The organism is Pedobacter sp. UYP24, from assembly GCF_054057295.1.
This window is the reverse complement of sequence record NZ_JBSRZD010000005.1, coordinates 179,959-193,367: the sequence shown is the minus strand read 5'-3', so window position 1 is coordinate 193,367 and position 13,409 is coordinate 179,959. Positions and strand designations below refer to the sequence as shown.

Annotated in this window: 11 protein-coding genes; 9 read left to right on the top strand and 2 right to left on the bottom strand. The window is 40.5% G+C overall.

The annotated features are described in order from the left end of the window. Positions 1 to 48 precede the first annotated feature (48 nt). The 4 genes from ACVWYN_RS11820 to ACVWYN_RS11805 all read left to right on the top strand — a co-directional run bounded on the left by ACVWYN_RS11820 (position 49) and on the right by ACVWYN_RS11805 (position 4,967). On the top strand, positions 49 to 768 hold the full coding sequence (locus tag ACVWYN_RS11820) for a pyridoxine 5'-phosphate synthase (protein WP_457289068.1): 720 nt from the start codon (positions 49 to 51) through the stop codon (positions 766 to 768). An 82-nt stretch (positions 769 to 850) separates the two neighbouring features. Then, entirely contained in the window at positions 851 to 3,733 is a 2,883-nt protein-coding gene (gcvP, locus tag ACVWYN_RS11815; RefSeq protein WP_457289067.1) for an aminomethyl-transferring glycine dehydrogenase, read from the top strand. A gap of 106 nt (positions 3,734 to 3,839) precedes the next feature. Continuing rightward, positions 3,840 to 4,430, top strand: a complete 591-nt coding sequence (locus tag ACVWYN_RS11810; RefSeq protein ID WP_457289066.1) for a YceI family protein — start codon at positions 3,840 to 3,842, stop codon at positions 4,428 to 4,430. 135 nt (positions 4,431 to 4,565) lie between these two features. After that, on the top strand, positions 4,566 to 4,967 hold the full coding sequence (locus ACVWYN_RS11805; RefSeq protein WP_457289065.1) for a response regulator: 402 nt from the start codon (positions 4,566 to 4,568) through the stop codon (positions 4,965 to 4,967). 1 nt (position 4,968) lies between these two features. Here the strand turns inward: ACVWYN_RS11805 and ACVWYN_RS11800 are convergent, their stop codons facing one another. Continuing rightward, positions 4,969 to 5,733: an MBL fold metallo-hydrolase gene (locus tag ACVWYN_RS11800; protein WP_457289064.1), complete on the bottom strand. Its 765-nt coding sequence runs from the start codon at positions 5,731 to 5,733 to the stop codon at positions 4,969 to 4,971. A gap of 88 nt (positions 5,734 to 5,821) precedes the next feature. Here ACVWYN_RS11800 and recJ point away from each other — a divergent pair, with 88 nt between their 5' ends. Genes recJ through ACVWYN_RS11780 form a run of 4 tightly spaced genes read left to right on the top strand, consistent with a single transcriptional unit; the run spans position 5,822 to position 10,270 of the window. Next, entirely contained in the window at positions 5,822 to 7,531 is a 1,710-nt protein-coding gene (gene recJ / locus ACVWYN_RS11795) for a single-stranded-DNA-specific exonuclease RecJ (protein WP_457289063.1), read from the top strand. Between the two features lie 8 nt (positions 7,532 to 7,539). Continuing rightward, on the top strand, positions 7,540 to 8,274 hold the full coding sequence (gene lptB, locus ACVWYN_RS11790) for an LPS export ABC transporter ATP-binding protein (RefSeq protein WP_457289062.1): 735 nt from the start codon (positions 7,540 to 7,542) through the stop codon (positions 8,272 to 8,274). Positions 8,275 to 8,289: 15 nt separating this feature from the next. Further along, entirely contained in the window at positions 8,290 to 9,798 is a 1,509-nt protein-coding gene (locus ACVWYN_RS11785; protein ID WP_457289061.1) for a GH3 auxin-responsive promoter family protein, read from the top strand. A 43-nt stretch (positions 9,799 to 9,841) separates the two neighbouring features. After that, complete coding sequence (locus tag ACVWYN_RS11780) at positions 9,842 to 10,270, top strand: CBS domain-containing protein (RefSeq protein WP_457289060.1); 429 nt, start codon at positions 9,842 to 9,844, stop codon at positions 10,268 to 10,270. Between the two features lie 49 nt (positions 10,271 to 10,319). Here ACVWYN_RS11780 and ACVWYN_RS11775 read toward each other — a convergent pair whose 3' ends face one another. Further along, complete coding sequence (locus ACVWYN_RS11775) at positions 10,320 to 12,359, bottom strand: M13 family metallopeptidase (RefSeq protein WP_457289059.1); 2,040 nt, start codon at positions 12,357 to 12,359, stop codon at positions 10,320 to 10,322. Between the two features lie 160 nt (positions 12,360 to 12,519). Here ACVWYN_RS11775 and ACVWYN_RS11770 point away from each other — a divergent pair, with 160 nt between their 5' ends. Continuing rightward, positions 12,520 to 13,407, top strand: a complete 888-nt coding sequence (locus ACVWYN_RS11770) for a sterol desaturase family protein (RefSeq protein WP_457289058.1) — start codon at positions 12,520 to 12,522, stop codon at positions 13,405 to 13,407. Positions 13,408 to 13,409 lie beyond the last annotated feature (2 nt).

The window sequence follows — 13,409 nt, the reverse complement described above, 5'->3', positions numbered from 1 at the left end:
TATTAAGAATGCTCACTCCCTATCAAAACAAATTTTTATCTTTGTATTATGGCAAACCTTTCTGTAAACATCAATAAAATTGCAACCCTGCGCAATAGTCGCGGTGGCAACAACCCAGACTTGGTAAAAGTAGCGTTAGATTGTGAGCGCTTTGGTGCGGAAGGAATTACCGTTCACCCAAGACCGGACGAAAGACATATCCGCTATCAGGATGTATATGATCTTAAGGCTGCAATTAAAACAGAACTTAACATTGAAGGTAATTGCAGAGAAAATAAATTTGTTGACCTCGTATTGGCCAATAAACCTGCACAGGTTACACTTGTACCAGATTCAAATGGCCAGATTACCTCAAACCACGGCTGGGACACCATTAAGCACCACCGTTACCTAAAAGAAATGGTTTCCTTATTTAAGGGAGAGGGTATCCGCGTTTCCATTTTTGTAGATCCTGTTGTTGATATGGTGAAAGCTGCCGCAGATACCGGCACTGACAGGGTTGAGTTGTATACAGAAGCCTACGCACATAACTATTACGACAATAGAGAAAAATCGATTGTTCCATATATTGCCGCAGCACACAAAGCACATGACTTAGGATTAGGTATAAACGCGGGCCATGATCTCGATCTGCATAACCTTAAATACTTCTCAGCAAGCATTCCAGGACTGTTAGAAGTAAGCATAGGTCATGCCCTGATCAGCGATGCAATTTATCTGGGACTAGAGAACACCATCCAAATGTATCTTGCCCAGCTTAAACACTAAATCGTTACCCAATTGTGCTTTAATCTTGGAATGAAATAGGCGTATTTTTATTAACTTTGCGCAACTTTTATTCAAAGCATTCATGAGCTTAAACATTCATTACCAAGAAGACTTTAAAGACCGTCACATTGCACCCAATTCAGACGATACCACTGCGATGCTTGCTATCCTTGGGGTAGGTTCTGTCGACGAATTGATAGAACAAACCATTCCTCAAAAGATAAGGTTAAAGCAAGCCTTAAATTTACCGGCAGCAAAATCTGAGAAAGATTACCTGAGTGCTTTAAAGCAAACTGCTTCACTGAATAAGGTATTTAAGTCGTACATCGGGCAGGGATATTATGACACCATAACTCCTGGCGTTATCTTAAGAAATGTAATGGAAAACCCGGGTTGGTATACGCAATATACCCCTTACCAGGCAGAGATTGCTCAGGGTCGCTTACAAGCACTGCTCAATTTCCAAACTACAGTTATTGACCTAACAGGAATGGAAATTGCGAATGCTTCTTTACTTGATGAGGGTACCGCAGCTGCTGAAGCCATGTTTATGCAATACAGCCTGCGTAAAAACCAATCTGCTAAAAAATTCTTCGTTTCTAGACTGATATTTCCTCAAACCATAGATATACTTAAAACCCGAGCAAATCCTTTCGGCATTGAATTGGTAATAGGAGATCACCTGACCTTTGGCTTGCATGACGAATTCTTTGGTGCCATCGTACAATATCCCGCAGGTAACGGCGAGGTTTATAACTACACCGCATTCGCGGAACAAGCGCATGAAAAAAATGTAAAGATCACCGTCATTGCAGATCTATTGAGCCTTACCTTATTAACTCCTCCGGGCGAATGGGGTGCAGATATTGTAGTTGGTACAAGTCAGCGTTTCGGTGTTCCAATGGGATTTGGTGGTCCGCATGCTGCATTCTTTGCCACTAAAGATGAATACAAACGTTCCATACCCGGCAGGATAATTGGCGTTACGATAGACAGTAACAATAACTATGCACTTCGTATGGCACTTCAAACCCGCGAACAGCATATCCGCAGAGACAAAGCTACATCCAACATCTGTACCGCTCAGGCCCTCTTGGCAATTATGGCTGGATTTTATGCCGTATACCATGGTCCGAAAGGCTTAAAGCAAATTGCAGAACGCACCCATGGCTTGGCAATAACATTAGCAGAATCATTAAAAAAAGCCGGATATAATGTATTGAGCAAGGTTTATTTTGACACCATCCAGTTGGACCTTCATGATCTTGCAGATTCTATACATAGAGAATGTATAGACAATGAGATTAATCTACATTATAATGGGCCTATTGTTACCATCTCTTTGGATGAAACAACCTCGTTTGACGATGTTAAATTGCTAATCAAAATATTCTCTAAAGTAAAAGCAATTGCTGCGGATGCTGTAGAAATGCCAGAAGGACTTATAGAGACCGTAATACCTGCTGCTTTACAACGTAGCTCTACTTATTTAACGCATCCAATATTTAACGAACACCATTCTGAGCATGAAATGCTCCGCTATATTAAATCACTAGAGGCAAAAGATTTATCGCTTTGTCACTCTATGATTGCCCTTGGTTCGTGTACCATGAAACTGAATGCCACTACAGAAATGATTCCTGTTACCTGGCCTGAATTTGGTAAAGTACATCCCTTTGCTCCTGCAGATCAGGTAACGGGTTACTATACTGTTTTCAATGAGCTGGACAAATGGCTTAGCGAAATCACTGGCTTTGCAGCAATGAGCCTTCAACCAAATGCTGGCGCACAGGGTGAGTATGCAGGACTGATGGTAATTAGGGCTTATCACCAGGATCGTGGTGATTACCACCGCAACATTGCGCTTATTCCTTCTTCTGCTCATGGTACAAATCCTGCCTCGGCAGCAATGGCCGGCATGAAGATCGTTGTAGTTAAGTCACTGGAAAACGGAAACATAGACGTAGATGATTTAAAAGCTAAGGCGCAGCTATATGCCGATAACTTATCGTGCTTAATGGTCACCTACCCTTCCACTCACGGTGTTTTCGAAGAAAGCATTATCGATATTTGTAATACCATCCATGAAAATGGTGGCCAAGTTTATATGGACGGCGCAAACATGAACGCTCAGGTTGGCTTAACAAGTCCGGCCAACATTGGTGCAGACGTTTGTCACCTTAATCTTCATAAAACTTTCTGTATTCCTCATGGAGGAGGCGGACCGGGCATGGGACCAATTGGTGTTGCAAAACACCTGGTTAAATACCTTCCAGGCCATGCTGTGGTAGATATCAATCACGAAAAATCAATACATGCAGTATCTTCTGCTCCTTGGGGATCTGCTTCAATACTGATCATATCACATGCTTACATCGCTATGATGGGTGCAGAGGGATTAACCAATGCAACCAGGTATGCAATATTGAATGCCAACTACATGAAAGCCAGACTTGAAGCACATTACCCGGTATTGTACTCAGGTGCAAACGGACGCTGTGCCCACGAGATGATATTGGACTGTCGCGCATTCAAGAACAACGGAATTGAGGTGGTTGATATCGCAAAACGACTAATGGACTATGGTTTCCATGCGCCAACTGTATCTTTTCCTGTAGCAGGCACATTGATGGTTGAGCCGACAGAGAGCGAACCTAAGCACGAACTTGACCGTTTCTGTGATGCTTTAATAGCCATCAGAAAAGAAATCTCTGAAGTAGAGAACGGAACATTAGATAAAGCAGATAATCCTTTAAAAAATGCCCCGCACACATCGGCCGTAGTAACTGGCAATGAATGGTCACATGCTTACAGCAGACAAACTGCAGCATTCCCGCTTCCTTATGTTGCGGCATATAAGTTCTGGCCTTCAGTTGGCAGGGTAAATGATTCTTATGGTGATAGGTCATTGATCTGCGCCTGCCCACCAATAGAGAGCTATGAAAAAAGCGAAAGCTTTGCTTAAATCTTAACATAGATCAACATCCAACGTTAAACCTTTTGATACATTTGTCTTCTAAGATGTATCAAAAGGTTTAATATAAATACACGAGACTTAATCACAAATAACAATGAAGTTAAAAATCACATCAGTTGCGTTACTGCTTTTAGTTGTTGTCAGCTCTGCATTCGTAGCGCCATTTAAAGCTGTTACTTATAAAGTAGATGCGGAAAAATCAACCTTAAACTGGACTGGCAGAAAACTTACTGGAACCCACAACGGCACTATTGCACTGCAATCCGGCAACCTATTATTCGACGGCAAAAAATTAGCAGGCGGAAACTTTATCATCAATATGCCTACCATAAAAGACAATGATAAAAGTGATAAACTTGAAGGGCACCTGAAAGCGGATGATTTCTTTGGCGTTGATAAATTTGCGACTTCTGCTTTAGTAATTAAGAAGGTTGCAGCTGGGACAGGTAACAATGTTACTGTCACAGCAGATTTAACAATTAAAGGAATTACCAATCCGGTAACCTTTCCTGCAACGGTAACCTGGAATACTGATGGTACGGTAACTGCAGCTGCAGATAAGATTATTGTAGACAGAACAAAATATGGCATCAAATTCAGGTCAAAAGGCATGTTTCCTGATGTTGGCGATAAAATGATTTATGATGAGTTCGAGCTGTCTGTTAAGCTTATAGGTAAGAAATAATTAAAAATTAAAAAACGAAAAGGCCATTGCACATAGCAATGGCCTTTTTTATGATAAAAATAAACTAAGAGTTTAAACATTTAAATAATATTTCTCTATATTAGTTGTACACAATATCCCTTTTGTTAACACATTATGTCAGATTCTAAAATCAACCTCCTCGTTATAGACGATGATGAAATCAACATCTTCATTATCAAAAAGATCGTAGCAAAAACCGGTTATAACGTTGATATGATATCAAAGAACAACGGCCAGCTAGCAATCGATTATTTGGCTCAGATAGCTGAAGATAACGATAGATTTCCTCATTTAATGCTTATAGATATCAATATGCCGGTCCTAAATGGATGGGAATTTCTTGAAGCATACGATACATTAAACCCCAACCAAAAGGCAGATATGTATATGCTTTCTTCTTCTGTATACGAGAATGATATTGAAAAAGCTAAAACGTACAAATCTATTAAAGGATTTATATCCAAGCCTTTGTCTATTGATCGACTAACAGAATTATTAAGGCTAATCACGCCTTAACCTATATTACTTTAAAGTTTCCATTAGTTAACTCCACGTATCCGCTTGACCGCGACTTGCCATGGTAAAATAGGCAGTTCCAATGTTCGTCAGCTGCTTTAATACCAAACTCTTCTCTAAGCTCCATCGCCTTCCTTCCATCGAAATCGTATTTCGCAATAAACTTTTTGATTAGTTCTTCAGGTTCTGGCAGCACATCACCACCAAAAAACACTTTATCTGTTCCATCATCAACCAAAAACACCTGATGATACGGAGTATGAGCACCCGTTAGCTCATAACTGATCTCGGTAGTTAAAGTACCAGAATCCTCTACAAAATGCAGCTGTGCATTTCGCTGTAAAAATTCAAAAATCTCTGTCTTATAGGATGATGAACTATTGGTAAAAGCAGTTTCCCACTCCCCTTGTTGTATTACATAAGTGGCGTGAGGAAAACTCAATTCCATCTTCTCATTTACATAGCGGACCATGCCGCCGGAATGGTCAAAATGCAAATGAGACATCAATACCAAGTCTATGTCGTCAGGATCAAACCCAGCCTTTCTGATGTTTTCATGAAGTATAAACTTTCCTTCTGCATTGCTATAGCCCAGACCCGTGTCAAAAAGTATCAGGCTATTGTTGGTTTGTACTAAAAATGGCTGAACATATATAAATAAAGAAGCCGGACGATCCTTTGGATTATCTACGGCGGCATCAAACGGAACAAACTTCTTAGTAGCATCTACAGAGTAGGAACCTTCGTATAATGTGAAAACTTGCAATGGCGTAATCTTAGTGAGAAAAAAAGAATAAATGATATATTTACCTTATCAACGCAAAGATATAGAACCTGCGTGAACATACAACCAAATGACGACGAAGAAAAGATGGGTGGAAACACCAAAAGGCGATGAGGAGTCGGCAATTTTATTAGCGCAACATCTAAATATAGACATCACTTTAGCTGAAATACTAGTACAAAGAAACATCACTTCTTTTGATCAGGCCAAAGACTTTTTCAGGCCCAGACTGGAACTGCTTCATGATCCTTACCTGATGAAGGACATGGACAAAGCCATTCAAAGAATAGATCAGGCTATAGAAAATGGAGAAAATATACTGATCTACGGAGATTACGATGTAGATGGAACTACTGCTGTTGCGCTTGCCTACAGCTTTTTCAATCAGATTACCAGCAATATTGAATATTACATTCCAGACCGGCACAAAGAAGGCTATGGAATTTCCCGTACCGGTATTGATTATGCTCACAACAATAACTATACACTAATCATCGCACTGGATTGTGGTATTAAATCAATTGAAATAATTGCTTATGCCAAAACCTTAGCTATCGATTTCATTATATGTGATCATCATCTTCCCGGAGAGGAAATACCGCAGGCCGTAGCAGTCTTGGATCCAAAGCGTAAAGATTGCAGTTATCCCTTTAAAGAGCTTGCCGGTTGTGGAATAGGATTTAAGCTGGCTCAGGCTTATAGCATAAAACACAATCTGGCCGACCACACCTATCTTCAATACTTAGACTTGGTGATGGTCAGTATTGCTGCTGATATAGTACCTATTGAAGATGAAAACAGGATTTTAGCCTACCATGGTTTACTAAAACTAAATTCCAATCCCTGTAAGGGTTTAAAGGCTTTAATGGATAGCTCTGGCAAACCAAAAACCTATACACTAACAGACATTGTTTTCAGTCTGGCACCAAGAATTAATGCCGCAGGGCGAATGGATCATGGCAAGCAGGCAGTAAAAATGCTGATCTGCGATGAGGACAATGCTGCGCTAGAGCAAAGCGATTTCATTAATTTACAAAACACAGATCGCAGACATTCCGACAAAACAATTACTGCAGAAGCACTTGCTTTAATAGACGAATCTGAAATCCTGATCGGAAAGAAAACAACAGTTGTTTATAACCAGAACTGGAACAAAGGTGTTATTGGCATCGTTGCTTCCCGACTCACAGAAAAATACTACCGGCCAACCATAGTTTTAACAGAATCAAATGGGTTTTTAACAGGCTCTGCCCGATCTGTTGCGGGGTTTGACTTATACGAAGCCCTGTTGGCTTGTCAAGATCTGATGGAGCAATTTGGCGGGCACAAGTTCGCTGCCGGACTAACCCTAAAGCCAGAAAACATTACCCTTTTTTCCGAGCGCTTTGAACAAGTAGTTGCCGCAAGCATAACGGACGACCTCCTTTGTCCTGAAGTTACCATAGATAGCGAAATTGAATTGGCGCAGATAAACGGCAAGTTTCAGCGGATTATTGCACAAATGGCACCTTTTGGTCCACACAACAATGCCCCCGTATTCGTTACCCATAACGTTTACCTGCAGCGGTATGCGCAGGTAGTTGGCGAAAAACACCTTAAGTTTAGTATAAAACAACTAAATTCAGCAAATTTTGATTGTATTGGATTCGGTCTCGCAGAGTACGAAAAGCTGTTACAACTAAATCAGCCTTTTTCTGTTTGTTATACAGTAGAGGAAAATGTATGGCGAGATCAGCGGACCATACAATTAAACGTCAAAGCAATAAAAATTGATAATTAAGATACCAAATGATATTAAAAGCAGAGCATCTGATTAAGAAATACAAGCAGAGAACCGTTGTAAACGACGTTTCTTTCTCTGTTAGTCAGGGTGAAATTGTAGGCCTGCTGGGACCAAATGGAGCAGGTAAAACCACCTCCTTTTATATGATTGTAGGCTTGATTAAGCCCAATGAGGGAACCATTTTTCTTGATGATCAAGACATTACTGCTGATGCCATGTACAAACGTGCGCAAAAAGGCATCGGCTACCTTGCCCAGGAAGCATCTGTTTTTAGAAAGCTTTCTGTAGAAGACAACATTATGGCCATTCTGGAGATGACTGATATGAGCAAAGAAGAACGTCATGAAAAGCTAGAGGAACTCATCAGCGAGTTCAGTCTTCATAAAGTTAGAAAAAACCGGGGCGACCTGTTATCAGGTGGGGAAAGAAGAAGGACAGAGATTGCCAGGGCATTGGCTGCCAGTCCCAACTTTATCCTACTGGATGAGCCCTTTGCAGGTGTAGATCCAATAGCTGTAGAAGAAATTCAAACCATAGTTTATAAACTCAAACAAAAGAATATTGGCATATTGATTACCGATCACAATGTTCAGGAAACACTGTCTATTACAGATAGGGCTTACTTGCTGTTTGAAGGTAAAATATTGGAATCTGGTACACCAGAAGTACTTGCTGCCAATGAAATGGTTAGAAGAGTGTATCTTGGCTCCAACTTCGTATTGCGCAGTAAAAATCTATAACCAGATTAAACCCTTATGGCAATTGTAAATTCTATTTTTACATGGTATATGAAAAAGCGTGTTCATCAGATCGAGCTTTTCATGAAATATCCCCATGATGTGCAGGAAGAGTGGTTTCACAAGTTGATTAGCACTGCAAAAGACACCGAATGGGGAGAAAAATACCATTACGATAGCATTGAAAACCCCAAGCAATTCAAACAAAGGGTTCCAATTCAAAATTACGATACCTTAAAGCCGTACATCGAGCGGATGCTAAACGGCGAGCAAAACATTCTGTGGCCAACAGAAATTAAATGGTTCGCCAAATCATCAGGAACCACCAGCGACAGGAGTAAGTTTATTCCTGTATCAGAAGAATCTTTACAGGAGTGCCATTTTAAAGGCGGTAAAGACCTGCTTTCTATCTTTTGCAACAACCGCCCTGAAAACCAAATACTATCAGGTAAAGGACTCGTCCTTGGTGGAAGTCACCAAATTAACAAGCTTAACGAAGATTCCTTTTATGGTGATCTATCAGCTGTACTGATCAAAAACCTACCCATGTGGGCAGAATATTACCGTACGCCGAACATGTCAATCGCCCTGATGGACAATTACGAAACCAAGATGGAAAAGATGGCCGAGGCCACCATCAAAGAAAACGTAACCAGCATTGCCGGCGTTCCTACCTGGACTATTGTACTCGCAAAAAAAGTACTGGAAATTACCGGCAAGAATAACTTGCTAGAAGTATGGCCAAATTTGGAACTTTATACCCATGGTGCTGTAAACTTCAAACCCTATAGAGAACAGTTTAAAGAGCTGATACCCTGTGCAGACATGTATTACCTGGAAACCTACAATGCTTCTGAAGGCTTCTTTGGCATACAGGATGAAGTGAATTCTGATGAAATGCTGCTCATGCTAGACTACGGCGTTTATTATGAGTTCCTTCCTATTGAGAACCTGGGCGATGAATACGCAAACACGCTTGCCCTCGATCAGGTGGAACTGAATAAAAATTACGCAATCATCATATCAACAAACGGCGGCCTTTGGCGTTACATGATTGGAGATACCGTACAATTTACCAACATCGCTCCATACCGCATCAAAATTACCGGCCGTACCAAGCATTTTATCAATGCCTTTGGAGAAGAAGTGATTATTGACAATGCAGAGCAAGCCATTTGCAAAGCATGTGACGCTACCGGAGCAGTCTTTAAAGATTATACTGCTTGTCCTATTTACTTTAAGGGAGAAGATGTAGGCGGCCACGAATGGATTATAGAATTTGATCAGCAGCCAAATGATTTTGAAAAGTTTGTTGATGTGCTGGACCAAACGCTGAGAGACGTAAACTCTGATTATGACGCCAAGCGATTTAAAGACATGGCGCTTAAGCGACCAGTAGTACACAACGCCCCAGCGAATACCTTTTATAACTGGCTTAAGAAAAAAGGTAAACTTGGCGGCCAGCATAAAGTACCGCGATTGGCAAACGATAGAAATTACGTAGACGAAATTTTAGAGTTGCTGTAGTGATTTTTTTTAGCTAATTTCAAATAGCTAAAAATTAATACTTATGAAGAAGGTACAACAAATACTAGATGCGAAGCCGTCGCAAATATTTTCAGTAGCTGAAAACTCATCAGTTCTTTCGGGACTTCAATTAATGATGGAGCGAAATGTTAGTGCCCTGCTAATTACAAAAGAAGATGTATTAACTGGAATCTTTACAGAACGGGATTATGCCAGAAAGATTATCCTACACGGAAAAACATCTGCTGACACCAGCATTCATGAAGTAATGACGGCAGACCCTATTACCGTACAACCAGCAGACAGCATTGAAAAATGCATGCAAATCATGACCGATAAACACATCAGGCATTTGCCGGTGATGAAGGATGGCAATTTGCTGGGGATGGTCTCTATTGGAGACCTTGTAAAATTTATCATTGCAGATCAGAAACAAACCATATCACAACTGGAAAACTACATCAGCAGTTAATAAAGAAATTGCCGGCTGAACAAATCAACCGGCAATTTCGTTTATACAACTACCAGATTTTAACCCTGTCTTTTGGAGCAAGATATAATGAATCTGTAGGTTTAACTTTAAACGCCTCATAAAACTCAGGAATATTTCTCACCACACCATTTACCCTAAATTTAGCAGGAGAATGCGGATCAGTACCAACCTGATTTCTCAGGGCTTCTTCGTTAGCTTTATTTAACCAGGCCTGTGCCCAGCCAATCAATACACGCTGCTCTCCGGTAAAACCATCCATTACTGGAGCAGGCTTACCATCTAAGCTAGTTTTATAAGCTTTCATCGCAATGCTTAATCCACCTAAATCGCCAATATTCTCACCCAAGGTGAAAGTACCATTTACACTCAGGTCAGGGAAAACTTTAAAGCTATTGTATTGTGCTACCAAAGCATTGGTGCGTTTTTTAAATTCAGAAAGATCCTTTGGAGTCCACCAGTTTCTTAACACGCCATCGCCATCAAAAGTACTGCCCTGATCATCAAAACCATGACCAATTTCATGCCCAATTACGGCACCAATACCACCATAGTTCACCGCATCATCAGCTTCCATGTCAAAAAACGGAGGTTGTAAAATAGCAGCCGGAAAAACGATCTCGTTAAGCGTAGGATTATAATAAGCATTAACCGTTTGTGGCGTCATGCCCCATTCCTTACGGTCAACCACCTTACCCAACTTGTTCATTGTCCGGTTATATTCAAACTCAGTGGCACGCAATGAATTGCCATACAAATCACCCTTAACAACTTTAAGTGCGCCATAATCTCTCCAGGTATCCGGATATCCGATTTTAGGCATAAACTTATTGATTTTAACAAGCGCTTGTTTCTTTGTTTCAGGGCTCATCCAATCTAATGCATTGATACTGGTTTCATAAGCTTTAAGCAGGTTGTTTACCAATTTCAACATTCTTTCTTTTGCTGCAGGCGGGAAATGTTTCTCTACATACAACTTACCCACCATTTCACCAAGGTTAGCATTAACCATACTCACAGCTCGGCGCCATTGTGGTTTTTGCTCTTTAATTCCCAACATGGTTTTAGAATAGAAATCAAAATTTTCCTGATCCAACGCAGTGTTTAAAAGAGTAGCTGCACCAGTTATAGCGCCCCATTTAAAATAATTCTTCCAGGTATCAATAGGTGTACTTTTAAATATGGCATTCAAATCCTTAGTATAAGCAACCTGGGTAACAACAATACTATCAGGATTTTTAATACCAGCCTCAGTTAAGAAAGTATTCCAATCAAAATCCGGAGTAAGGGTACCTAAACTTTTCACTGCATATTTATTGTACAATGCGGCAATATTACGGGTATCCTCTTTCTTCATTTGCTTTCCTGCAAGTTGAGTTTCCAGGGCCATTATTTGCGCTGCCTTAGCTTTAGCATCAGTTATGCCGGCAAGCATCAGCATCTTCTCCATATGGTTTACATATTTAGCACGCAACGCTACCGATTTAGCATCTGTTAAAAAGTAATATTCACGGTCTGGCAAGCCCAATCCGCCTTGCCAGGTTAGCAGCATATAACGTTTTGGGTCTTTAAAATCTTCACTAACGCTTACGTTAAACGGAATTTTAATCCCTACCCTATTGGCATAAGCCATATAAGAAACCAGGTCCTTAGCTGATTTAATGGCATCAATTTTAGTCAGTTCTGCAGTTAATGGGGCAAGGCCGATAGAATCACGCACCTTCATATTCATGTAAGACTCATATAAATCACCAATCTTCTGTTCCTCTGACCCATCCTTCGGACTACCCTTGGCCGCATTTTCGATAATTGCTTTTACATCTTCCTGCGCCTTGTCGTTCACAATAGATCCGGCACCATACGATGCCTTATCAGACGGCAACTTGGTATTCTTAACCCAGGTACCGTTTACATAAGCAGTAAAGTTATCGCCAGGATTTACCGTAGTATCCATGTTCTTTACACTGATCCCGGAATGCAGTTCGCCGATAGTACCACTGCTTTTGCAAGATGCCAAACCCAATATACCGAGGGCAACCAGCGGCATCACTAATTTGTTAGTTTTATTCATCAGTTTTTTTTTGAATTAATATCGTTAGTGCCCAGATCTAGATCGGACGAATAAAATTAGCAATATTTTTTCGGTAATGGAATTTTACAAAAAGATAACTTTTTAGTAACAACAAAGGCCTGATTCTTGATCAAAATTTAGTCTCACCACAAGTTAAAATATGATAGAATTTTACAAAAGCGTCTCAGTTATTGTACTGTTTAGCATAGTTATCCTGATTACGCTCGTCGAAATGTATTTTAGTTACAACCACGACAAGCAACACTACCATAAAAAAGACACCTGGACCAATATATACCTGATGGTTCTTGCATTTTTTATTAACCTAACCACCAAGGCAGCCACTTTCCTGTTGCTACATTATGTTTATTTACATTACCGTTTATTTCAAATCCACAACACCTTTTTATACTGGTTAGTACTTGTTTTGGCGCAAGATTTCCTTTACTGGGTATTGCATTACACAGGCCACTACGTCAGGTTTTTCTGGGCGATGCACGTAACGCACCATTCATCAACATTTTTTAACCTAACCACCGGTTTCAGGTCTACCGTTTTTGAGCCCTTGTACCGCGTATTCTTTTACCTGCCCCTTGCATTAATTGGCTTTGATGCCTTTGATATTTTGTTTGCCTATTTGATCACACAGATTTACGGAAACATTGTACATACACAGGTGGTAAAAAAATTGCACCCTATTATTGAGTATTTACTTGTTACCCCTTCTCACCACCGGGTGCATCATGCCAGTAATTTGAGGTATTTGGATAAAAATATGGGTATGGTACTGATCCTGTGGGATCGGATGTTTGGCACCTTCCAGGCCGAAATCGAACAGGAAGAAATCAAATTCGGATTAACCAAACAACCAGAAGACAGTGGACCGGTAAACATTGTATTCCATGAGTTTATAGCAATATGGGCAGACATGAAAAAAACACCAAGCTACCGCAATAAGTTAAAATACATCTTCTACCCACCCGGCTGGAGCCACGACAACAGTACACAAACAGCAAAAGAGATGCAGCGGAATATTCGCTACATTTGAGC